This is a genomic window from Xanthomonas sp. NCPPB 2586 (assembly GCF_041475775.2).
GTDB classification, from domain to species: domain Bacteria; phylum Pseudomonadota; class Gammaproteobacteria; order Xanthomonadales; family Xanthomonadaceae; genus Xanthomonas; species Xanthomonas campestris.
Window position 1 is genome coordinate 4,937,027 of record NZ_CM192981.1, and the last position, 20,493, is coordinate 4,957,519.

A 20,493-nucleotide genomic window follows, 5' to 3' on the forward strand; every position below is an offset into this window, starting at 1 on the left:
ACTACGTTGCAGGCGCGCTGCGTGTGTTCCATCGCCAAATGCAGCTGCGTAAGGCGTGACGCTTCAGCTCGCTTTCGGCGTCGGCGCGCTCAGCGATTTGCTGTACATGCCCGAGCGATCGAAGCAACACGCGCGCCGCTTGCCGGAGCCCAGCATGTCGCAGGCGGTGGCAATGCGCTTGCTTCGCGTCTCGGCCTTTTTCCCCGAGGTGACCCAGAAAATCCAGTCGCGCCGCGCCACCGCAGTGATGTCGTTCCAGGTCGCCTGCGCGGCGGGGTGCGCGGCAAGTGCGGCGTGCAGATCGTCGGGCACCACCGGCTCGGGCTCCACTTCCACCGGTGCGATCTCCAGCGTCACCGTGTCGCCGGCGGCCACCCCGGCGGCGCGCTGCAGCGCGGCGTCCAGCTTCAGCCAATGCCCGCCCTGCCCGTCCGGTTGCAGCGTGGCCTGCAATGGATGCCCGGCCAGGCTGCCGCGCACGCTGACCATGCTGCGCGTCGGCAATGCGCCGCTTGCGTTGGCAGGCAGCACTAGAAACACCCACGTGGCATCGGCCGGCGTTGCCGGTTGCAGCAAGGTGGTGGTGAAGCGGATGGCGGCGGTGCCCATGGCGCGGACGATAGCACCGCAAATGGCTGGCATCTGCTGCCTGCGCGGTGCGGTGCTGGCGCGTGCGCAGGCATGCAAACCGCCACACGCTCGAGGCCGCATGCGCGCGCTCACGCCTCCTGCGGCAGCAGTTCCTTAAGCGTATCGATCAACGCGCGCAAGCCCGGCGGCAACTGGCGTCGCCCCGGGTAATACAGCACCAGCCCCGGAAACGCCGGGCACCACGCCTCCAACACCTGCACCAGCGTGCCGCGCTGCAGTGCTGCGCGCACCGCGTATTCGGGCACATAGGCAATGCCCAGCCCGCCTTCGGCGGCTTCGCACATCAGCGGGATCTGGTCCAGGGTGAGCCGCCCGGGCACATCGATCACCACGTCCTCGCCCCGCCGTTCGAACTCCCAGCGATACAGCTTGCCGCTGGGCATGCGGTGGCGGATGCAGGCGTGCCGCTGCAAGGCATCGGGCGTGTCGGGCGTCCCGGCGCGTGCGAGATAGTCCGGTGCGGCAACCGCCACGAAACGTGCCGGCCCACCGAACGGCACCGCCACCATGTCCTGCGGCACCGACTCGCTGAAGCGGATGCCGGCATCGAACCCGGCCGCCACGATATCCACCAGCCGGCCTTCGCTCACCAGATCCACCGACAGCGCCGGGTAGCGCGCCAGCACGTGCGGCACCACCTGCTGCAGCAGCAACTGCACCACCACTTCGGGCGCGTTGATCCGCACGGTGCCGGTGGGCCCGCCGCGGAAATCGTCCAGCTCCAGCAACGCCTGGTCCACGTCCTGCAGCGCCGGGACCAACTTTGCGTACAGGCGCGCGCCGGCTTCGGTGAGCGACACGCTGCGCGTGGTCCGGTGCAGCAGGCGCACGCCGAGGTTGCGCTCCAGCGCGCTGATCACATGGCTGAGCGACGACGGTGCCAACCCGACCTCGCTGGCCGCACGCCGGAAGCTGCGGTGCGTGGCCACGGCAGTGAACGCGGCAAGGTCGTTGAACGAGGGCTTGGGCATTGGTGGCAAAACCGCATCAACTCATTCGAACTCTATGCCATAGACCCAGCAATCCGCGGTTCCTAGAGTGGGGCTCCTCTCCGAACCACAGGCCACTCCCATGTCCACGACCTGGCTCATCACTGGCGCCTCTTCCGGCTTCGGCCGCGGCCTGACCCAGACCCTGCTGGCGCGCGGCGATCGCGTCGCCGCCACCGTGCGGCGGGCGGACGCCCTGGCCGACCTGCAGGCAGCGCACGGCAACGCATTGACCGTACTGCAGCTGGACGTGCGCGACACCGCCGCGGTGCAGGCGGTCGTGGCACAGGCATTCGCGGCGCTGGGCCGCATCGATGTGGTGATCAGCAACGCCGGCTACGGCACGCTGGGCGCGGCCGAGGCCGCCACCGACGCGCAGGTGCGCGCGCTGATCGACACCAACCTCATCGGCTCCATCAGCGTGATCCAGGCCGCGCTGCCGCACCTGCGCCGGCAAGGTGGCGGGCACGTGGTGCAGGTGTCCTCCGAGGGCGGGCAGATCGCCTACCCCGGCTTCAGCCTGTACCACGCCAGCAAGTGGGGGATCGAAGGCTATGTCGAAGCGGTGCGCCAGGAAGTGGCCGGCTTCGGCATCCAGTTCACCCTGGCCGAACCCGGCCCGGCGCGCACCAACTTCGGCGCCGCACTGGAACGCACCGCACTGCCGCCCGACTACGCCAACACCCCGGTCGACGCACTGCTCCGCGCGCTGGACGACGGCAGCTGGGTCATCACCGGCGACCCGCAGCGCATGGTGGACGCGATGATCGCCTGCACCGAACAGACCCCACCGCCGCTGCGCCTGGTCATGGGCACCGCGGCGTATCACGCCATCCACGCCGCCCTCAGCACGCGCCTGGCTGCGCTCGAAGCCCAACGCGCGATCGCGTTTTCCACTGATGCACCGGCGACGGCGCACTAGCGCAAGCCGCGGCGCTGATAACGGCCGCTCGCATCTCTCCGCCAGCGCGCAGTTGCCGCTCCCCTTCACAACCTCCACCGCGCCGGCTTGCCAGAATGCCGGCCGCTTGAGGCCGCGACGGCGCGGGAAACGGGAGTGGATGCATGACATGGATCATCGTGGCTTCGGTCATTGCCACGCTGGTGGGTGGGTTGCTGGCGCTGAACTTCGCCACGCCGGAAAAGAAGCTCCAGCACATTCCCAAGCATCTGTACGACGTGGCCGACCCGCAGTTCAAGCGCGAGATGTCGGTGTTGCTGGGCCCGGCGATCCTGCCCGGCAACAAGGTCGACGTGCTGCAGAACGGCCAGGAGATTTTCCCGGCGATGCTGGCCGCCATTCGCGCAGCAAAGCGCACCATCACCTTTGAAACCTACATCTATTGGTCGGGCGAGATCGGCCGCGAGTTCAGCGAAGCGCTGTCCGAGCGCGCGCGTGCCGGGGTGGAGGTGCGCGTCACCATCGACTGGGGCGGCAGCCTGAAGATGGATCACGCGCTGGTGGACACCATGACCGAGGCCGGCGTGGAAGTGCACCGCTACCGCCCGCTGGCCTGGTACAACCTGCACCGCATCAACAACCGCACCCATCGCAAGTTGCTGGTGATCGACGGCCGCATCGGCTTCACCGGCGGCGTGGGCGTGGCCGATCAGTGGATGGGCGATGCGCAGGACCCGGAGCACTGGCGCGATACGCATTACCGCATCGAAGGGCCGGTGGTGGCGCAGGTGCAGACCGCCTTCAACGACAACTGGATCAAGAGCACCGGCCGCGTGGTCAACGGCGCGGACTACTACCCGGCGCTCACACCTGCCGGCGACAGCGACGCGCAGCTGTTCGTGGCCTCGCCCTCCGGTGGCAGCGAGAGCATGCACCTGATGTACCTGGTGGCCATCGCCGCGGCGTCCACCTCCATCGACCTGGCGGCGGCGTATTTCGTGCCCGATGCCTTGATCACCCGCGCGCTGCTGGAAGCGCGCATGCGTGGCGTGCGCATCCGTGTGCTGCTGCCCGGCCCGCACATCGATGCGATTTCGGTGCGGCTGGCGTCCAAGGCCAGTTGGGAACCGCTGCTGCAGGCCGGTATCGAGATCCACGAGTACCAGACCACCATGCTGCACACCAAGTTGCTGATCGTGGACGGGCTGCTGGTGTCGGTGGGCTCGACCAACTTCGACATCCGCTCGTTCCGGCTCAACGACGAAGCCAGCCTCAACGTGTACGACCGCACGCTGGCCGCGCGCATGACCACGGTGTTCGAACGCGACCTGCAGCAGGCGCAGGCCTACAGCCTGGAACGCTGGCGTGCGCGCCCGCTGCGCGAGAAGCTGGCCGAGAAACTGGTGATTCCGATCCGCTCGCAGGTGTGAGCTGGCAGCGCGCCGACCAACGCCGGCTTTTTCAGTACGCCGAGGCCTGCAGCCGCAGCTGACGCAAGCGCCACCACACCCCGCCCACGTGCACCAGCGAGTACAGCACCAGCGCCGCGGCGATGCCGAGCGTGAGCGGGCTGGCCTGCGACCCGGCCACCGCCGCGCCGCCGCTGAAGGCGCCATCGGCCCAACGCCAGGCCAGGCGGCCAAGCAACACCAGCATCAGCGCGCCGCCAATCCACGGATTGGGCGTGTACCAGCCGCGGCCGTCCACCCATTCGGCATGCGTGTAACGCAACGACACCGCACCCAACCCGGCGCCGACCACCGCGCCCAACGCCACACCCGGCGCCGCCCCAGGCAACCCGTAGGCGGCGTAGCCCAACGCCGCGGTGGCCACTAGCAACAGGGCGGTGCGCAAGGTCGCGGCCACCGGCTTCCAGGGTTGGCGCCCGAAGCTGCGGCGGATGCGGCGGTAGTAGAAGAAGGCAACCGCAGCCATCGACAGATAGGGCGTCAGCGGGGCAATGGCGAAGGCGGGCATGCAACATCCTTTGCAGGTGAGGTGGTGAAGCGACAGCTGCAGGATGAAACCCGGCCCGGGCACGAACAAGGTGCCAAGTGTCACTTTTTGCAGCCATCCGCGCCGCTGTACCCCAGCTACCCGGCAACGCGCGGGGCGACTTCGCACACGCCGCGGCCGGCCGGTGAACGCAACGCCCGCCTGCGGCAGCCGTTGCCACACGCGGATCCAGGCGGCGGCGGTAGACTTGCCGCCAGTGTTCCCCCACCGCAGTGCCATGTCCCCCATCAAGCAACACGCGCACCAGCTGATCGACGCGCTGCCCGAGGCCGCCGGGTGGGACGACCTTGCGCGCGCGGTGGACGGCGCCCGCTTCGAGGCCGCGGTGCATGCAGGCATGGCCGCTGCCGACCAGGGCCAGATCGCCAGCCCGGCACAGGTGACGGCGATGTTCGCCAGATGGGGTGTTGATGTTGCGGCGTGACTGGACCGTCCCGGCCGCCACGCAGCTCGCCCACGCCCAGGATCACTACCACGCGCTCAACCCCACCGCGGCCGCGGCGATGGCCCGGCAGGTGCGCGAAGCCACCCGCACCCTGGCCGAGCAACCCGGCCGTGGCCGTGCCGGCCGGGTTGCAGGTACCCGCGAATGGACGGTGAAGCACACCCCGTACGTGCTGGTGTACCGCGTGCGCGACGACGCCCTGCAGCTGCTGCATGTGCGCCTGGAGACCCAGGACTGGCTGCCGCGCACCGAGCCGGTGATCGAGCGCATCGAACCGTGGATTGCCGCGCTGATCAGCGCGCTGCTGCATGTGCTGATGCTGCTGATCCTGTTGTCGGCCTCCACGCCCAGCATGACCCCGCCGCAGGGCTCGGCCAGCGGTGGCCGCACCAAGGTGGACTTCGTCGGCGACACCTCCCAGCCCGATCAACCGGTGCCCTCGCCCACCCCGGTGCCGCCATCGCCCACACCCACGCCCGTGCAACCGCCGCCGGCTGCCTCGCCGGTGCAGTCCACGCTGGTGCAGCAGGCCAAGAACCCGGTACCGCCGCAGGGCGACACCGCGCCCGGCAGCCTGGCCGAACGCCGCCGACAAACCCGGCGCCAGACCCGTCCCACTCCGCCGCAACCGCCGGCGCCGCCGGCCGCCTCCACCCAGCGCCGCCCGGAAACCTGGACCGGCCGCCCGCCCGGCATGCTGGAAGAAGAGGCCGACGGCGCCGAAGACGGCACCGCCAACACCTCCACCATCAGCCAGGGCCGCCGCAACGACCGCAACAACGCCCAGCCCAGCATGGATGTGGGCGGCTTCCAGGTGTATTACGAAGTGCGCAGCGAAACCCAGCTGCGCGCCTGGAAGGAGCAAGGCATGCAGGAGATCGCCATCATCCTGCCCGGCACCCAGCAACGCATGGTCTGCCCGCTGGACGTCGCGCTCAAACGCGGCTCCAGCAAATGCCGCCTGCTGCCGCCGGATTCGCCCGAGCTCAAGAGCATTGGCGACGCCCGCGAAGTCATCAACATGATGGAGGTCTACCGCCAGGGCGAACCGGTGTGGCGCGGGCCTGGACCGTATCGGTAAACGGTTGGACTAGGTGGGCCCGGATTCCCCTTACCTGCACGTGCCGGAATGGCTGCATCGATACCGGGCAGGTTGACGCTGCCTAGTGCTTGCACTTTTCTAAAGTGCAAGCAACCTGCCCGAGGGCCGCAAGCGGTCCACATTGCATTCGCGGTTGGAAAGCGAGGTGTTGCCCTTGTTCAAGGGGGCGCCTGCTGTCGTTCGATTTGCACGCCTCGCACGCATTTGCATCGCTTGCGTCGAACGCCCGAAACACCGCGCTGACCCTCGGCTACGCAGATGCTTACTTCGCTGCAACCGCAGCCTCGCAAGACGTGGCGGTGGCAACACGTGACACGGCGCCGTTCGCAGCGATGGGATTGGACGTGATCAACCCTTGGGGTTGATCGCCATTGCAGACCACGCGAGCAGCGCAGCGTTGCGCAGGTGCGTTCCGCCCGCGTGCCGGGTTCGCCCACGCGACGGCATCTCGCTGGAGGCAGGCCATGCCAGCGCAGGTCCGCACGAACGGCAAGTCGCCCCGAGCGACGTCCTCTCGCCCCGAGAGCACGTAAGCGGCAGGAAACTGGCTACAGTCTTGCGCAGGGCGGTGTCGCCCACGCCATCCACCCGCTACCAAAGGATCTCCATGCTCCTGCATCGTCTTGCCCCGCGTGTGGGCCTGGCCATTGGCTTGTTGTGTGCCTGTTGCGCGCACGCCGCCACGCCGGTGGCGGCCCATCGCTTGCTGCGCGTCACCCTGGGCGGCGCCAGCGACCAGGCCGCGTCTGGCCGCTTGCTGGTGTTCGCCACCCTGGCCAAGGACGCGCAGGCGGCGGCCAAGGAGCGCAACAAGGACGGCAAGGTGGAACAGGTGGACGCAAGCCCGTTCCGCCCCAGCGCGGTGGCAGTGGCGGCGCAGGAAGTCACCGGCCTGGCGCCCGGCGGCAGTGTCCAGATCGACCTGGATAACCTCGCCTTCCCCAGCGCGTTTTCCGCGCTGCCGGCTGGCGAGTACCTGCTGCAGGCGGTGCTGGATGCGGACCACAACTACGGCTACGGCGGCCGCAGTGGCGGTGACCTGCTGAGCGCGGTCACGCAGGCCACGCTGGGCAAGAACGCCGCTCTGCCCACGCTGACCCTGAGCACGCAGGTGCCGGTCTCCGACGACCCGTGGCAGGTATCGCCACGGGCGCCGCAGGCAGTGCGCGATGCCGTGCCCGAGGCCAAGTTGCACAGTGCCGATGCATCGATGGTGAGCCCGGCCCTGAGTGCGTTCTGGGGCCGGCCCACGTCCATCCGTGCGCGCGTGCTGACACCGCCCGGCTACGACGCCAAGGCCGCCACGCGCTATCCCACGGTGTATGTCACCCACGGCTTCGGCGGCGGCTATAACAGCTTTGCCGGCAGCATCGCCTCCACCTGGAGCGCGATGGCGGCCAAGCAGATGCCGCCGATGATCTGGGTGTTCCTGGACCAGGCCACGCCCACCGGCACCGACGAGTTCGCCGATTCGGTCAACAACGGGCCCTGGGGCACCGCGCTCACCGAGGAGCTGATTCCGGCGTTGGAAAAGCAGTACAAGATGGATGGCAAGGCCAGCGGCCGGTTCTTGAACGGGCATTCGTCCGGCGGCTGGGCCACGCTGTGGTTGCAGACGCGCTACCCCAAGCTATTTGGCGGCACCTGGTCCACCTCACCGGATTCCAGCGACTTCCACGACTTCACCGGCCCGGATCTGTACGCACCCAACGCCAACGTTTACCGGCGCGCTGATGGGAGCCAGTTCCCGCTGGTGCGCGACCAGGGCAAGGTGCTGGCCGACCTGGAAACCTTCGCCAAGCTCGAACGCGTGCTCGGCCCCTACGGCGGCCAGCTCACCTCGTTCGAGTGGGTGTTTTCACCGCGCGGCGCCGACGGGCGCCCGGTGCCGATGTTCGACCGCGACACCGGCAAAGTCGACCCGGCCGTGGTGGCCTACTGGCGCACCCACTACGACATTTCCGCGCGCGTGGCCGCGCAGTGGCCCATGCTCAAGCCCGACCTGGACGGCAAGATTCACCTGATCGTGGGCACCGCCGATACGTTCTACCTGGACGGCGCGGCGCGTAAATTCCAGGCAGTGCTGGACGGCCTGGGCGCCAAGAGCGACTTCCGCTATCTGGAAGGCCGCACCCACTTCGATCTGTACAAGGAAGGCGAGGACAGCAACGCCTTGATGAAAAAGATCGCCTGGGAGATGTACGCAGTGGCGCGACCGAAGCGCTGAGCGTGCCGCTGAATGGATGCCTGAGCGGTTGGGTGTACCGGCCGTGCGTGCGACATGCGGCCGGCGTGTCAGGGCATGGCGATGGCGATGGCGATCGCGGTGGCAGCGCACGTAGCAGATCGCCCGATCGCTGCACGCGCTGGCATCGGCAATGACAGCACGTAGCGCAGCCACACGCGGGACGATGCGTCATTGCGGCTTGCTGCACTGCGCACGGCCAAGCATCAACACCACTCACGGTGCAGCGCAGTTCTTCGTTAGCCAACACTCACTCGCGTGCAGGGGTGACAACGCGCCACGCGCATCAACCCAGCAATAACAGCACGCTGCGCAGCCACACGCGCAACGAACGCGGCATTGCAGCTTGCTGCACTGCGTACGGCCAAGCATCAGTAGCAATTAGCAGTGCCAGCGCAGTTCTTCGTTAGCCAACACTCACTCGCGTGCAGGGGTGACAACGCACAACACGCATCAACCCAGCACCGAGTGACATCGGCCGCGCGCAGCAGCGCGTCGTGACGCGCACCATCCAGGCGCCGGCCCTGCAGCGGCGCTGTTACACCTCAGCGACTCACGCCGAGCGCCTCGGCAACTCCCACTGCGCCTGTTGCCGTAGCACCAGCAGCAAGACCTGCAGACGCCCGGCGCGCACCATGGATGCGGGTGTCTGGCCATCCAGTGCGTTCATCGGCTCACGGAACCAGCGAATCAGCGCCTCGTTGTTGCCGCCGTTCAAGGCCCAGGCGTGGCAGACGATCTCGCCCAGGGCCTCGATGCCGGCGCTGCCCAGCAGCTTGAGGTGGTCGGGCGTGAACGCGAACAGCGACAGCACCAGCTCGGCATCGGCGGCCTTGCCGTGGTCGTGCTCCATCTGCTCGCTGTGCGCGGTGCGGTACGCCGCCGCCTGCGCGCGAAAATCTTCGGCACGCCGCATGCCGGTGAGCAGTGCTGCAATGAGGTCGGCGCGTTCCATGGGGCAGTCCACCAGTGTGATAGGGCGCACGCTATCTGCCGCACCGCCGCCGCTCAATCAGGAGTCTCCCGACAGCCGGTGAAGGCGTCAGCTTGCGTTGTCATTCGCGCCGGCCGGCCACGGCCATGGGCGCCACGCGGCGGCGGCGCTGCCCAGGTGCGGCGTGCGCTGCATGGCGGCCACTGCATCGCTGGCGCGGCTCCGCGCGTTCCCGGTGCTTAACGAACGGATTGCTAGGATCCGGGCGCGTTACTGGCAGCAGCCCGCGCTTGCAGGGCTGCAGGATTGGAGTGTCACCTCATGAGGAGTTGTCAGATGCCCTGGAAGCCCGCGCTCACCGCACTTGCCCTGTCCGCCGCCGCCCTGCCGGCGTTTGCCCAGCCCGACCGCGAGGTGGTCGAAGACATGCTCACCCGCTCGGCCAATGTCTGCCCCGGCCACAGCACCGACCGCACCTCGCCCACCGTCAAGGCCGTGCCCGTCGGCGCGCTGCGCGTGATGCTCGAACGCGGCCTGGTGATGTGCCCGGACCGCCGCCTCGATGCCGCCGCGCCGGCGGTGTTCTATGGCCGCCTGGGCGTGTTCGCCTGGAACCCGGAAGTGCCCGCCGCCAAGACGGTGATCGTCAAACAGATCGGCACAATGACCCGCAGCGAGGACTACCCCGTCGAGACCCTGGTGTGGGACGCCAAGGGTACCGCGCTCAAGCAGCAGACCGTGCCGATGTTCGAGCCCAGGCCGGGTGCGGCGGTGTTGTACAAGGTGCGTTGAGCTGACGCGCGATAGCAGTGCCGATTCGCCCGGCTGCACGCAATGTAGTTGCGTCGCTTGCAGTCCGGGCTCTGCCTATACTCAACTCCAGCATGCTGCGCAGGAGGATGCATGAGACACCCACTGGCCTTGGCCGGGCTTGCATGCATGGCACTGGGCTTCTCCGTTCCGGGGGGCAGCGCAACACAAACAGGCGCCAACACCATGACCAACGAACAAGGATGCGTCCGGCAACGTGGCGGCCCGCAAGACCCCGGCACCAGCCCGCCACCGGTGATGGAGGCGTGCCTGGGTCCGTACAAGTTGCAGATTCCTGCCAACTATTTCGACGACCAGATGGGGCCGAACTTCGATGGCAGCTTCGGGCTGTATCTGGAATACCCGGAGTTGAACGCGTTCGCTCCTGGCGAGCGTGCCCACCTGAAGCTGGATGTGGCCACCCGCACCGTCAATATCGGCTATCGCTATCTTGACCGCGTGGACCCCGATGCATTTCTTCGGCGGCAGTACACGCCGGACGGCGCAACGCAGGACACCCCAGAAGCGGATATCAACACGCGCATCAAGGGCGAAGAAAAGGATGGGCTCACGCCTTACTACGCCAACGTCGCTGCGTACCGCGAGCACTATCGAGCGCAAGGGCTGAAACCGTCCAATTCCATCATGGAGGCAAGCTACTACAAGGATTGGTATGTCAGCCGCGACGCAAAAGGGAACATCGACACCATCATCAAGTGCACGTCCCGCGCGGTCGAACCGTCCGGCGTGGAGTTCCGTGAGGGCAAGCTTGTCCGCAGCAAAGAGCGGGAACTTCCCAGCTGCGAGCACGTGTTCGTCATTCCGGAGATGAAGGTCGCAGTGGAGATCGACTATGTGCGCGTTGCATTGAAGGACTGGAAGAAGATCCAGGACCGCGCGCGCAGTGCATTGAAAGACTTCATGCCGGCGCCCACCGGCACCTGAGCGCTTGCCAGCGACAAGGAGGTGATGCATGCCAGAACTGACGCAAGACGATCTTCGGATTCTTTCTGCCTATGCGCGGGAGGAGAATCGCGAGCTGTATTGGAACTACCTCGCCCACAAGGCTTGATCACCCGAAATGGATGGTCCACCTTCGCCCGCAGGCTGCCCTTGGTGTGCTCCCAGCGCTTGGTCCACTGCAACTGGCGCGCGTTCTTGATCTGCTTGAGCTTGGACGGCTTCTCTGCAATCAGGTAGCGCAACTTGCGCTTGCGCGCCATCTCCGCACACTTCTCCAGACCCGTGTAACGGCTATCTCCGCTGAGCGTGTCTTCCTTGCCATGCAGCAGCTTGTGCGCCTGCGCGATATCGGCGACGTTTGCAGAAAGTGGATGCGCAGCATCGTCTCCAGCCGATACGGCTGTCGCCCCGGCTGCCCCGACTTGGGATACTGCGGTTCGATCAGTGCCAGCAGGTCCTTCCACGGCACCACCTGATCCATCTCGGCCAGAAACACCTTGCGCCGCGTCTGCTTGCGCTTGCCGTTGTACTCCGCGTCGCCGAAGGTCAGCTGCATCGAAATCGTCCGCTCGGTTCGTTGATCGATTGTCGCAGATCAGACTGCTTTGTTCAGACCTTCCCTAAACGCTCGAGGATGCAAGCCATTGGCAACAAACGTGAGCGTGCTCGAGAAGCGCGTTGGGAACACTTCAAAGCCAGCGTACGCGCCAAGGTGGACCATCTGTTCCGGTGATCAAGCGGCAGTTTGGTTACACCAAGGTCCGCTATCGCGGCCTGGCCAAGAACATGGCGCAGGTGTTGACGTTGTTTGCGCTGTCAACCCTGTGCATGGCGCGCCGGCAGTTGCTGCCTGCCAGGGGGGAATACTGCCTGGCGGCAGCCAAAGCCGCCAGAACGTTGCAGCAATCGCATCGTACGCAGCATTTTGCGCGTCAGTGACATGCGTGAAACTGGAATTTGGGAGGTCTGATCTGTTGTTCAGACCTTCCCTAACTCTCAGAAGCGTCAGTCGCTTGTTCCGGGAGGGAGTACGTTGGAATAGGCGGGAGGAAATCGCGGTTTGTTGGATCGTTGTGGACGAGCAGTTCGCGGGTCTTCCACATCTGAGCCGCTTTGTAGAGACTGACTCCGTTGATCGGAGAATGCTCGTTGAAGGTGCCAAGATGCGAATTAACAAATGCTTTATGTTCGGCTGTGTCAAGCCGGTCAGACGCCTTCCAAGGATGCGGGATGCGACGTTGTTGCAGACTATTTGCTAAACCGATGAGCTTGTTCTTAAACACCTCGCGGCTGCTTTCTTTGAGCATTTGTTGGATCCCATCCACTTCGCCAAGGACGATGGGAGTTCCCTCCTCACGCTTTTCTGGAATGAAATACGGAGCGTTCTGGACGAAAGGATTCCTGTCTTCGTCGATCGCTGCGAACAGAGCGTAAACGGTATCTTCGATCTTCTGACGCGCTTGCGTGATTGCCGGATCGTCGTCACTGGGCCTGGCCGCGGAGGACGAGGCGCCGGCAACCTGGGGAGTGGAAGGGCCCGCAACGTCCCAGGGACGGGCAAGCGGGGGCCTGCGCGGTCGGAGCTGGTCAAGTGAAGCTTGCAAATGTGCTGGCGCACGGATCGTGCAATGGTCAGGTAACCCGGAAATACTGGGCGGGAGTGCGCGCAGGTTGTTGCAGCCGCGCAGGTCGAGCTCTTGCAGATTCCGCAGTGCGTCAATATTCGATGGCAGCGTTTGCAGAGAGCTGCAGTCCTGCAGGCTGAGTTTCCTAAGCGACCACTGCTGTCCCGAAATCGAAGGGTAATGGCGTAAACGCGTGCAGCCGCGCAGATCAACCTCTTCCAGCAGGGGGAGGCGATGAATGCTTGTGTTGAGTTCGGTAAGTGGCGAGGAGTTGATTTTTAGGTGGGTCAGATCTTTCAGGTATTCAAGCGATGACGGGAGCGAGCGGATTCCTGTGCGCGACAGTGTCAGCGTCCGCAGCTTGACCAATCCTTCGCGCTGGCCAGCAGTGTTGCGAATTGCAAGATGTTCAGGGAGTTCGGTCAGGTTGGGGCAGCTGAAGATGGTGAGCTCTTGCAATTCCCCCAGCCTGGAAATGGACGCAGGCAACGCGCCGATCGGATTTTGACTCAACGTCAAGGTCCGCAAGTTGGCCAGGTCACTGATGGATTCGGGAAGTTCCAACAAGCCCGCGCCGGCGATGCTCATGTCTTGAAGATGCCCAAAGCGGAAAGTCTGCTCCGGGAATCGTGGCAGTGGAAGGTATGAGAGATCCAACGATGCAACGTTGTGCGACGCTGCACGCGCTAGATGTGCCGCGCTTATTCGCAGTGCGACTTCAAGATTTAACTCCGCGCCGGTCACGCTTTCGTTGGCGGAAATCCAGGCCTCGCGCCATTGGTCGGCGTTTGCCGCGCATTGGTCGCGCCACTCCAAGAGCACACTTTCGTAAGAGCGAAGCTGCGTACTGCGTTGCAGGACCCGGCCGCCCGCTGACACAAGCTGCGCAGACGCTGTCGTATCAATATTGAACCGCCTGCGTTCGCTGGGATCCAGCTGCGGTATTTCGGACGACTCCAACGCTGCACCAAGCTCATCAAATTCAAGCACATCCGCAGCGAGTCGCGGCCTGGATGTCTCGCTTCGTGCCCCCGCGTTAGGCTGGCGTCGAGACAGGCCGCTGAGCGGGCCAGGCGCGCGCTGCGTTTGGTCTGCCGGCGGTGTCCGCTCGTTCCTGACTGCGCCGACAGGCGATTGGGCACGTTGCGGATTGTCCACTGGCGTTTGTCGCGTGAAAAAGCTTGTGATCCGAGGCATGCCAGTCCTGATTAGATGCAGTGATGACACTTACCATTATCGAGCCAGGGCGCATTGCATCACAGGCGTAGCGCGAAGACTTCATCGGTATGGCGAAGTCCCGGCACGCACGACAGGTGTTTAGGAAAGCTCTGAACAACGCACCACAGATACGCGACACTATCACCTCTGTTTGATCCCAGGTTTTGATGGTGCATTATTTTCCCTCGAATGGAAGGAAGCACGATCGGCCAGGTTCTGCATGGAGCGCCACCACGACCGTGTTGTCCGTTGCGGATGAGGCGGCGATTGTCGCTTTCCGCAAGCACACATTGCTGCCGCTGGAAGACTGTCTCTACGCACTGCAGCCGAGCATCCCGCGTGGACCAACGGGCAGGTTGAGCGGATGAATCGGACGATCAAGGAAGCCTCTGTCAAAGGCTTCCATTACGACGATCACGCACAACTGCAACAGCATTTGGCCAACTTCATCGACGCCTACAACTACGGTCGCAGGCTCAAAGCATTGAAGGGTCTGACGCCGTACGAATTCATCTGCAAGCAGTGGACATCCGAACCCGATCTGTTCAAGGTGGATCCGATCCATCTAATGCCGGGACTGAACACCTAGGCACGCCCAACCCGACGGTGCACCCATGCGTGCCTGCGCCAGCGTTGCGTGACGACCTGCAACGTGGCCGGTGCACTGCCGGCGCCGCTACCACCCAGGTGGCACCATAGCCAGCCGCGCCGGATGACGAACACGGCGTATGCAGGCGACTCCAGCGCGGCCTACTTCAGGTACACGTAGTGCCCAAACTTGGCCGTGAACGCGGCCAGCGCAAGCCACAACAACGCCCACGCGACTCGGGCAAACGGCCTGCTACCCGCTAGCTCGACACCTTCGCGCATCGGATCGACCCGCATGCCCCGCTCCTTCGGCCAGCCTGCTCTAGCCAGCGGAACGCTAGCATGGACATGCAGCAGGAGCGTGGGCGCGATCATAGGTGCGGCGCGGAGGGAAGACTTACGCCTGGCGCTGCATTGCGTGCGACACCGGGGCAACACCGTCACCGCCCAGCCGCTGCTCGTAAATCTCGTCGACCACACCGCGTACCGCGCGGGCGGCATTGAAGATGCTCTCGCCCAGAACCGACAGACTGGTGGCGTCCAGCGGCTTGCCGCTGCACACCGCCACCATGTCGCTCTGCGCAGTGATCGTGCGCAGCAGCGTATGGAACTGGTCGATCTGCTCGATGGTTACGCCGATGGTGAAGGGCTCTTCGTGCATTTGCAGCTTGGCCGCTGGCGTGGCGCGTCGCCGAGCGGTAGTCGAAAGGGCTTTCGAAGCAGTCATGGCGTGCGTCCTCGACGTAAGCGGACGAGATATCCGCCACCTAAATTTATCCCTTTTTCAGATATTTGAAAAGGGGATATAGCTTTAGTGCGGCCTATCAACGTTACCGCCATGCCAATCAAGTCAATCCATAAAGATCATTACGACATCTTGCTGCAGCAACTGCGCGAGCTTCGCCTCTCCGCCGGGCTAACGCAGGTGGCCCTGAGCACTGCGCTGGAGCGCCCGCAGTCGTATGTAAGTGACGTTGAGCGCGGCAGTCGCCGGATGGATCTTCTTCAGTTGCGGGACTTCTGCAATGCCTGCGGAACCTCACTGACCAAGTTCGTTACCGAGTTCGAGAAGGAACTAAAGTAATCCGCCATAGCATCGCGTATTGCTTCACTTCTGTCTGTTCGGCCCGACCGTCGCCGTAAAGCGCCTAGGCTCACCCGTGATCGGGTCATCGAACGCCAACATGTGTGCGAACAACTGCAGTGGCCGTTCCGGATCATCGGGCCGCTGATCTTCCAGCTCTGGATAGAAACGGTCATGCAGGATCGGCGCGCCCAGGGCGGCCATATGCACGCGCAACTGGTGCTTGCGCCCGGTGACCGGCTCCAATCGATACGTCCACGTGTCTGCGCCGCGTGCGACCACATCGATCACCGTCTCGCTGTTCGGCTCGCCCACGCCCTCGCGCATGCGGAAGAACGGCTCGCCCGGCTCCAGCCGGCTGCGATGCACATACGGAAACCTCAGCCCCGGTAGCGGCGGCGCCACTGCCAGGTAGTGCTTGCAAATGCGTCGCTCGCGAAACAGTGCCTGGTAGATCCCGCGCGTTGCCGGGTTGGCAGAAAACAACACCAGCCCCGCAGTGTCGCGATCGATGCGGTGCAATGGCACCAACGCGGGGTTATCGAAACGCCGCACCAGCCGCGTGAGCAACGTCTCGCGCACATACACGCCTGCGGGCACCACCGGCAGAAAGTGCGGCTTGCACGCCACCACCACGTGCGCGTCGGCATGCACCACGGCTTCCGCCGCCGCGATGACGGGCTCATCGGCCACCTCGCGGAAATAATAGATCTCCGCACCCAATCGATACGGCGCCGACACATCCAGCACCTGCGCAGCCGCATCCAGCACTCGCCCACGTGCGAAGCGGTCACGCCAGGTGGCCGCATCCACGCTCGGGAAGCACGTGCAGAGCGCCTCCAGCACCGTGGCCCAGGGTCCCATCGGGAGCTGGAACTGGCTGGCGGCCATGCCATCGAGGATCGGGCGTGTTGAAACCATGGCAGCAGCGATGCGCGCTCAAACAGATGGGGTTGGATCGTACCGTGCCTACGTTTGGCTGTTGCGCACTCTGCGCAGAGACAGACGCACCTGATCGGCGAAAAATGACTTTCGGGCGATACGCGCGACGCCGCGTTAGGCAATGCTGCGGCTCTTTGCCGAGAGATGGAACTCGATGCGCCGTCCTAAGATCTATGCCGCCGTTGCCTGCCTTGCTGTACTCCTTGCACCGGTTGCCGCCGCGGCGCAGACGCAACCGCCATCATTCACCGCATGTACCGACGCCGCCGCACACGCACCATTGGTCGGTAGCGAATGCCTGCTCACTCACGTGCAGCTGCGTCACGAAGCTCCGGATGCCGGCACCATCGAATTGTTCGTTCGCCGCTTGCCGACACCGGACCAGCGCAAGCGACGCGGCGAGGTGTGGCTGATCGCGGGCGGACCGGGCGAAGCCGGCGCCTCGCTCTATCCGATGATCAGCACCTACCGGCGCGCCTTTCCCGGCTATGACCTGATCATTCCGGACCATCGCGGCACCGGGCGCTCCACCCGCCTGTGCACGGTGCAGGAGGCGCCGCAAAGTGCAGACGGCGTAGGCCTGGCCGGCGCCGAATGGGGCCCGTGCATCGGCGCGCTGTATGCAGATGCGCAAAGAACCAAGGCCTTCACCATCACCGAAGCGGCGCAAGATCTTGCACTGCTGATCCGCCAGCAACGACGCAAGGGCAAGGTGCTGCTATACGGCGTGTCCTATGGCACGCAGTTGGCGTTGCGCACCCTGCAAGTGGCGCCCGTCCCGTTGGACGGGCTGGTGCTGGATGGCCTGGTGCCACCGGAGACTGCCACACAGTGGGACTTGAGCCACCGCACTGCCGTGGTCGATGCCGTTGGGCGCGCGCTGCTGGATGACGCACACATCGCCAGCTATCGCAGCGTGCTCGATCGCAGCGACAGCGCCGCATGGCGCACGCACATCCCCGGCAAAGACCTCAAGCGCTTTTTCGGCATGCTGCTCAACTTCCCCAGCCTGCGCGACCGTATTCCCGCCATCATCGACGGCTTGGCCCGCGACGATGCCAGCTTGCTCACCGCCGCCATCGCCGACCTGCAGACATCACTTGCAGCCACGACGTCCCCCCGCCCTGAGTAGCGGCCTGGTTTAGAGTCCGGGGTTGATGATATCGGTGTTTGCCAGATGTTGGGCATAAGCAGCCGGGGTCATGCCGCCGATTGCTTTCTTGGGTCGGTCCTCGTTGTATTCGCGTCGCCAGCGTTCGATTTCGGTGCGCGCGTGCAGTAACGTCGGGAACCAGTGCTCGTTGAGGCATTCGTCGCGCAGTCGGCCGTTGAAGGATTCGACGTAGGCGTTCTGGTTCGGTTTGCCTGGCTGGATGAGCCGTAGTTGCACATTACGGGCATGCGCCCAAGCGACCATCGCCTTACCGCAAAACTCCTTGCCGTTGTCAGTGCGGATCACCTTCGGCAAACCGCGACTGTGCGCCAGTCGGTCCAGCACGCGCGTCACGCCGTGGCCCGAGATCGCGCGCTCCACTTCGATGGCGACCGCCTCGTGGGTTGCATCGTCCACGATCACCAGACACTTGATCACCCGGCCTTCGGCAGTGCGGTCGAACACAAAGTCCATCGACCACACCTGGTTGGCCTGCGATGGCCGCAGCAGCGGTTGACGCTCGCCTATTGGGACCTTCTTGCGCTTGCGGCGGCGCACTTGCAGCTGCTGCTCGCGGTACAACCGCTCCACACGCTTGTAGTTCACGATGCGCCCTTCTTGCCGCAATTTGAGATAGATCATCCCCACGCCATAGCGGCGATGGCGATGCGCCAACGCACAGATGCGTTCGCGCAGTTCGCCATTGCGATCTTCGCGCGGGCAATACCGCAGTGCACTGGCGCTCATGCCTATCACTGCCAACGCACGACGCTCGCTGGCACCACGCCCGATCCATTCGCGCACCAGCGTACGACGCGCCGGTGCGCTTACCACTTTTTTCGCAGTGCATCCTTGATCAGGTCGTTCTCGAACAACTGCTCGGCCAGCAACTTCTTCAGCCGCGCGTTCTCGGACTCCAGGTCCTTGAGCCGCTTGGCATCGGGCACGCTCATCCCACCGAACTTGCTGCGCCACAGGTAGTACGAGGCCTCGCTGAAGCCATGCCGCCGGCACAGGTCCTTGATGGCGACGCCGCTTTCGGCTTCGCGCAGAAAGCCGATGACCTGCTCGTCAGTAAAACGTTTCTTCACGTCCAATCTCCTCGGGGTAGGGAATTGGACTCCAAACTGAGGCGCTACTCAAAATTGGGGGGACGTCGGCCATGGGCCAAGGCGGCGATAACCAGCCCGCATTGCCGCTGGTCATGCTGATTGCCGCGTCCGAAAACAATGCGCGGCCAACCCTCACCCGCGAAACCGTCGCGGCCGAAGCCAAGGACGCCCTGTTCGTGAGCCCCATCCCCGGCCTGCTGGTGGACGCCAGCCTGCCCACCTACCCACGCGACGCCTGGTTCGGCCGCAGCCCCACCACCCTGCCACGCACCCTTGTCATCCACGGCACGCTAGACCCCAACACCCCGTACGCCGGCGCGCAGGCGCACGCCGCACTGCTGAAAACGGCAGGCCCGATGACCCTCAGCACCGTTGAGCGTGGCGCGCATCTGCTCGCGTTTGCAGCCCCTACGTGTTTTGCGAGTGCGGTTGCTGATTTTGTGGCGGACCGGAAAGTTGCTGGGCGCTGTCGTGAGCCTGGGGAATGATGATGGGACCGGGCAATAAATGACTCTGACCCCATTCCTTCCGCACGCGCAAGAGCGCGGCTGGATGTACAAGCGGACTCAAGCTTGCGAGCGTACATCACGCCTCTTTCCGCACGATGCATCGCGCCGATCGTTTGATGGGACGTTGTTTGCATCGGCAGGAGCGGTCTGCTGACAAAACGGATTTCAGCGGCTATGGTCGAACCTGGAACGGGGGTTCTTGCATGGGACGCAGAAAGAAGCAGAGCGGGTTCGAAGCGTTGGCCGCATTGCCGTGGCCGGTTGGCTTCGTGATGGGAATCGCTGCATATCTGGTGGTGCGCTATGGCATCGCCTGGTGGTTCTCCTACCAGAGCGGAATGCTGTCGCGTGGCTTCGCCCAGCAATCGAGTGGAATGTTCGCGCCATTGGCGTGGACGCTGCTCGGCGTCTGCTGGCTTGCTGCGCTGTTCTCCTATCTGCGCACACGCAGCCGGCGACGCTTTCTGGAAACACGCACAAGCCTGGAGAGCCTGGCCGCCGGCGGCTGGCGCCAGTTCGAACAATTGGTGGGCGAAGCGTTTCGCCGCCAGGGCTACAGTGTCGAAGAAACCGGCCTGGGCGGCGCCGACGGCGGCATCGACCTGATCCTGCGCAAAGACGGTCGCCGCACGCTAGTGCAATGCAGACAGTGGAAGCGCCAGCAGGTTGGCGTCAGCATCGTGCGAGAAATGTTCGGCTTGCTCGCCCATCACCACGCGCACGCAGTGAAGATCGCCTGCATCGGAACCTACACTAAGGACGCCGAGCGCTTCGCTGAAGGCAAGCCGATTGAATTGATCGGTGGCGAACAGTTGTTGGACATGATCCGAGCAGTGCAACAGCAAGCCACAGCGCAGTCGACGTCGGCACCAGTACGCATCGACCCTGTCTTTGCTTCAACTGAGTCGACTGCCTCCGCAACAATCGCCACACCAAGTTGCCCGCGTTGCGGAAGCAAGCTTGTACAGAGAAGGAACCGGCGCACGCGCGAGAACTTTCTTGGCTGCAGCCAGTTCCCGAAATGCAGAGGAACTGCGTAAGTGAACCTGACCCTGTCTCTAGTCTTTGCCTCAGCTGAGTCCACTGCCTCCGCAACAGTCGCTACCCCAAGCTGCGCATGCTGCCGCAGCGCACTTGTGCAGAGAAGGAACCGACGCACCGGCGAGAACTTCCTAGGTTGCAGCCAGTTCCCGAAGTGCAGAGGAA

At 64.6% G+C, this 20,493-nt stretch carries 20 protein-coding genes and 4 pseudogenes; 13 read left to right on the forward strand and 11 right to left on the reverse strand.

Going from position 1 to position 20,493, the window contains the following annotated elements; genetic code table 11:
* Nucleotides 1-63 precede the first annotated feature (63 nt).
* Nucleotides 64-609 (reverse strand): YdeI/OmpD-associated family protein, encoded by a 546-nt coding sequence (locus tag ACCQ09_RS21630; protein WP_011039237.1) that lies wholly within the window; start codon nucleotides 607-609, stop codon nucleotides 64-66.
* Between the two features lie 110 nt (nucleotides 610-719).
* Nucleotides 720-1,622 carry a LysR family transcriptional regulator gene (locus ACCQ09_RS21635; RefSeq protein WP_019238146.1) on the reverse strand — a complete coding sequence of 301 codons (903 nt, stop codon included), beginning with the start codon at nucleotides 1,620-1,622 and terminating at the stop codon, nucleotides 720-722.
* Between the two features lie 100 nt (nucleotides 1,623-1,722).
* Between ACCQ09_RS21635 and ACCQ09_RS21640 the strand changes: the two genes are divergently transcribed.
* Complete coding sequence (locus ACCQ09_RS21640; protein ID WP_014509612.1) at nucleotides 1,723-2,562, forward strand: SDR family oxidoreductase; 840 nt, start codon at nucleotides 1,723-1,725, stop codon at nucleotides 2,560-2,562.
* A gap of 143 nt (nucleotides 2,563-2,705) precedes the next feature.
* Nucleotides 2,706-3,971: a phospholipase D-like domain-containing protein gene (locus ACCQ09_RS21645; RefSeq protein WP_040942139.1), complete on the forward strand. Its 1,266-nt coding sequence runs from the start codon at nucleotides 2,706-2,708 to the stop codon at nucleotides 3,969-3,971.
* Nucleotides 3,972-4,002: 31 nt separating this feature from the next.
* Here ACCQ09_RS21645 and ACCQ09_RS21650 read toward each other — a convergent pair whose 3' ends face one another.
* Nucleotides 4,003-4,518, reverse strand: a complete 516-nt coding sequence (locus tag ACCQ09_RS21650; RefSeq protein ID WP_040942140.1) for a CcdC protein domain-containing protein — start codon at nucleotides 4,516-4,518, stop codon at nucleotides 4,003-4,005.
* A gap of 256 nt (nucleotides 4,519-4,774) precedes the next feature.
* On the opposite strand from ACCQ09_RS21650, the gene ACCQ09_RS21655 reads away from it, so the two are divergent.
* The 3 genes from ACCQ09_RS21655 to ACCQ09_RS21665 all read left to right on the forward strand — a co-directional run bounded on the left by ACCQ09_RS21655 (nucleotide 4,775) and on the right by ACCQ09_RS21665 (nucleotide 8,331).
* Complete coding sequence (locus ACCQ09_RS21655) at nucleotides 4,775-4,981, forward strand: hypothetical protein (RefSeq protein WP_014509615.1); 207 nt, start codon at nucleotides 4,775-4,777, stop codon at nucleotides 4,979-4,981.
* Nucleotides 4,968-6,083: a type II toxin-antitoxin system RelE/ParE family toxin gene (locus ACCQ09_RS21660; protein WP_012439694.1), complete on the forward strand. Its 1,116-nt coding sequence runs from the start codon at nucleotides 4,968-4,970 to the stop codon at nucleotides 6,081-6,083. Before ACCQ09_RS21655 ends, ACCQ09_RS21660 begins: the two co-directional genes overlap by 14 nt.
* Before the next feature lie 628 nt (nucleotides 6,084-6,711).
* Nucleotides 6,712-8,331 carry an alpha/beta hydrolase gene (locus ACCQ09_RS21665; protein ID WP_228422820.1) on the forward strand — a complete coding sequence of 540 codons (1,620 nt, stop codon included), beginning with the start codon at nucleotides 6,712-6,714 and terminating at the stop codon, nucleotides 8,329-8,331.
* 571 nt (nucleotides 8,332-8,902) lie between these two features.
* Here ACCQ09_RS21665 and ACCQ09_RS21670 read toward each other — a convergent pair.
* Nucleotides 8,903-9,304 carry an antitoxin Xre/MbcA/ParS toxin-binding domain-containing protein gene (locus tag ACCQ09_RS21670; protein ID WP_016945062.1) on the reverse strand — a complete coding sequence of 134 codons (402 nt, stop codon included), beginning with the start codon at nucleotides 9,302-9,304 and terminating at the stop codon, nucleotides 8,903-8,905.
* A gap of 315 nt (nucleotides 9,305-9,619) precedes the next feature.
* Here ACCQ09_RS21670 and ACCQ09_RS21675 point away from each other — a divergent pair, with 315 nt between their 5' ends.
* Both ACCQ09_RS21675 and ACCQ09_RS21680 read left to right on the forward strand, forming a co-directional pair.
* Nucleotides 9,620-10,075 (forward strand): hypothetical protein, encoded by a 456-nt coding sequence (locus ACCQ09_RS21675; RefSeq protein WP_050911843.1) that lies wholly within the window; start codon nucleotides 9,620-9,622, stop codon nucleotides 10,073-10,075.
* A 204-nt stretch (nucleotides 10,076-10,279) separates the two neighbouring features.
* On the forward strand, nucleotides 10,280-11,038 hold the full coding sequence (locus tag ACCQ09_RS21680; protein ID WP_050912613.1) for a hypothetical protein: 759 nt from the start codon (nucleotides 10,280-10,282) through the stop codon (nucleotides 11,036-11,038).
* Between the two features lie 158 nt (nucleotides 11,039-11,196).
* On the opposite strand, the pseudogene ACCQ09_RS21685 reads toward ACCQ09_RS21680, so the two are convergent.
* Nucleotides 11,197-11,403, reverse strand: a pseudogene (locus tag ACCQ09_RS21685) (IS5/IS1182 family transposase); the annotation flags it as partial.
* Nucleotides 11,404-11,414: 11 nt separating this feature from the next.
* Nucleotides 11,415-11,612, reverse strand: a pseudogene (locus ACCQ09_RS21690) (transposase); the annotation flags it as partial.
* Nucleotides 11,613-11,684: 72 nt separating this feature from the next.
* Here ACCQ09_RS21690 and ACCQ09_RS21695 point away from each other — a divergent pair.
* Nucleotides 11,685-11,920, forward strand: a pseudogene (locus ACCQ09_RS21695) (transposase); the annotation flags it as partial.
* 125 nt (nucleotides 11,921-12,045) lie between these two features.
* Here the strand turns inward: ACCQ09_RS21695 and xopL are convergent.
* Complete coding sequence (xopL, locus tag ACCQ09_RS21700; RefSeq protein ID WP_019238141.1) at nucleotides 12,046-13,671, reverse strand: type III secretion system leucine-rich repeat domain-containing effector XopL; 1,626 nt, start codon at nucleotides 13,669-13,671, stop codon at nucleotides 12,046-12,048.
* A 547-nt stretch (nucleotides 13,672-14,218) separates the two neighbouring features.
* On the opposite strand from xopL, the pseudogene ACCQ09_RS21705 reads away from it, so the two are divergent.
* Nucleotides 14,219-14,488, forward strand: a pseudogene (locus tag ACCQ09_RS21705) (integrase core domain-containing protein); the annotation flags it as partial.
* A 161-nt stretch (nucleotides 14,489-14,649) separates the two neighbouring features.
* Here the strand turns inward: ACCQ09_RS21705 and ACCQ09_RS21710 are convergent.
* A complete protein-coding gene (locus ACCQ09_RS21710) occupies nucleotides 14,650-14,784 on the reverse strand; it encodes a hypothetical protein (RefSeq protein ID WP_256328400.1) in 135 nt (44 codons plus the stop codon).
* A gap of 100 nt (nucleotides 14,785-14,884) precedes the next feature.
* Nucleotides 14,885-15,214: a hypothetical protein gene (locus tag ACCQ09_RS21715; RefSeq protein ID WP_012439699.1), complete on the reverse strand. Its 330-nt coding sequence runs from the start codon at nucleotides 15,212-15,214 to the stop codon at nucleotides 14,885-14,887.
* Nucleotides 15,215-15,325: 111 nt separating this feature from the next.
* Here ACCQ09_RS21715 and ACCQ09_RS21720 point away from each other — a divergent pair, with 111 nt between their 5' ends.
* Nucleotides 15,326-15,571 carry a helix-turn-helix domain-containing protein gene (locus tag ACCQ09_RS21720; protein ID WP_016945057.1) on the forward strand — a complete coding sequence of 82 codons (246 nt, stop codon included), beginning with the start codon at nucleotides 15,326-15,328 and terminating at the stop codon, nucleotides 15,569-15,571.
* 24 nt (nucleotides 15,572-15,595) lie between these two features.
* On the opposite strand, the gene ACCQ09_RS21725 is transcribed toward ACCQ09_RS21720, so the two are convergent.
* On the reverse strand, nucleotides 15,596-16,492 hold the full coding sequence (locus ACCQ09_RS21725) for a pseudouridine synthase (RefSeq protein ID WP_040942144.1): 897 nt from the start codon (nucleotides 16,490-16,492) through the stop codon (nucleotides 15,596-15,598).
* Nucleotides 16,493-16,667: 175 nt separating this feature from the next.
* Here ACCQ09_RS21725 and ACCQ09_RS21730 point away from each other — a divergent pair, with 175 nt between their 5' ends.
* Nucleotides 16,668-17,645 (forward strand): alpha/beta fold hydrolase, encoded by a 978-nt coding sequence (locus ACCQ09_RS21730; RefSeq protein ID WP_108133933.1) that lies wholly within the window; start codon nucleotides 16,668-16,670, stop codon nucleotides 17,643-17,645.
* Between the two features lie 9 nt (nucleotides 17,646-17,654).
* On the opposite strand, the gene ACCQ09_RS21735 is transcribed toward ACCQ09_RS21730, so the two are convergent.
* Nucleotides 17,655-18,757, reverse strand: a protein-coding gene (locus ACCQ09_RS21735) for an IS3-like element IS1404 family transposase (protein WP_100101058.1) whose coding sequence is annotated in 2 segments (ribosomal slippage) — nucleotides 17,655-18,499 and nucleotides 18,499-18,757 — 1,104 coding nt in all. Because the reading frame shifts where the segments join, the coding sequence is not laid out codon by codon here.
* Between the two features lie 71 nt (nucleotides 18,758-18,828).
* Here ACCQ09_RS21735 and ACCQ09_RS21740 point away from each other — a divergent pair.
* The gene (locus ACCQ09_RS21740; RefSeq protein WP_052844720.1) at nucleotides 18,829-19,266 is read left to right on the forward strand and encodes an alpha/beta fold hydrolase; all 438 of its coding nucleotides are present in this window, start codon (nucleotides 18,829-18,831) and stop codon (nucleotides 19,264-19,266) included.
* 224 nt (nucleotides 19,267-19,490) lie between these two features.
* Complete coding sequence (locus tag ACCQ09_RS21745) at nucleotides 19,491-20,327, forward strand: restriction endonuclease (RefSeq protein WP_040942145.1); 837 nt, start codon at nucleotides 19,491-19,493, stop codon at nucleotides 20,325-20,327.
* The last annotated feature ends 166 nt before the right edge of the window (nucleotides 20,328-20,493 follow it).

Bases quoted from the DNA above. Each gene is read 5' to 3' on its own strand.
- ACCQ09_RS21630 (WP_011039237.1), bottom strand. From the start codon at position 609: ATGGGCACCGCCGCCATCCGCTTCACCACCACCTTGCTGCAACCGGCA.
- ACCQ09_RS21635 (WP_019238146.1), bottom strand. From the start codon at position 1,622: ATGCCCAAGCCCTCGTTCAACGACCTTGCCGCGTTCACTGCCGTGGCC.
- ACCQ09_RS21640 (WP_014509612.1), top strand. From the start codon at position 1,723: ATGTCCACGACCTGGCTCATCACTGGCGCCTCTTCCGGCTTCGGCCGC.
- ACCQ09_RS21645 (WP_040942139.1), top strand. From the start codon at position 2,706: ATGACATGGATCATCGTGGCTTCGGTCATTGCCACGCTGGTGGGTGGG.
- ACCQ09_RS21650 (WP_040942140.1), bottom strand. From the start codon at position 4,518: ATGCCCGCCTTCGCCATTGCCCCGCTGACGCCCTATCTGTCGATGGCT.
- ACCQ09_RS21655 (WP_014509615.1), top strand. From the start codon at position 4,775: ATGTCCCCCATCAAGCAACACGCGCACCAGCTGATCGACGCGCTGCCC.
- ACCQ09_RS21660 (WP_012439694.1), top strand. From the start codon at position 4,968: ATGTTGCGGCGTGACTGGACCGTCCCGGCCGCCACGCAGCTCGCCCAC.
- ACCQ09_RS21665 (WP_228422820.1), top strand. From the start codon at position 6,712: ATGCTCCTGCATCGTCTTGCCCCGCGTGTGGGCCTGGCCATTGGCTTG.
- ACCQ09_RS21670 (WP_016945062.1), bottom strand. From the start codon at position 9,304: ATGGAACGCGCCGACCTCATTGCAGCACTGCTCACCGGCATGCGGCGT.
- ACCQ09_RS21675 (WP_050911843.1), top strand. From the start codon at position 9,620: ATGCCCTGGAAGCCCGCGCTCACCGCACTTGCCCTGTCCGCCGCCGCC.
- ACCQ09_RS21680 (WP_050912613.1), top strand. From the start codon at position 10,280: ATGACCAACGAACAAGGATGCGTCCGGCAACGTGGCGGCCCGCAAGAC.
- ACCQ09_RS21710 (WP_256328400.1), bottom strand. From the start codon at position 14,784: ATGCGGGTCGATCCGATGCGCGAAGGTGTCGAGCTAGCGGGTAGCAGG.
- ACCQ09_RS21715 (WP_012439699.1), bottom strand. From the start codon at position 15,214: ATGACTGCTTCGAAAGCCCTTTCGACTACCGCTCGGCGACGCGCCACG.
- ACCQ09_RS21720 (WP_016945057.1), top strand. From the start codon at position 15,326: ATGCCAATCAAGTCAATCCATAAAGATCATTACGACATCTTGCTGCAG.
- ACCQ09_RS21725 (WP_040942144.1), bottom strand. From the start codon at position 16,492: ATGGTTTCAACACGCCCGATCCTCGATGGCATGGCCGCCAGCCAGTTC.
- ACCQ09_RS21730 (WP_108133933.1), top strand. From the start codon at position 16,668: ATGCGCCGTCCTAAGATCTATGCCGCCGTTGCCTGCCTTGCTGTACTC.
- ACCQ09_RS21740 (WP_052844720.1), top strand. From the start codon at position 18,829: ATGGGCCAAGGCGGCGATAACCAGCCCGCATTGCCGCTGGTCATGCTG.
- ACCQ09_RS21745 (WP_040942145.1), top strand. From the start codon at position 19,491: ATGGGACGCAGAAAGAAGCAGAGCGGGTTCGAAGCGTTGGCCGCATTG.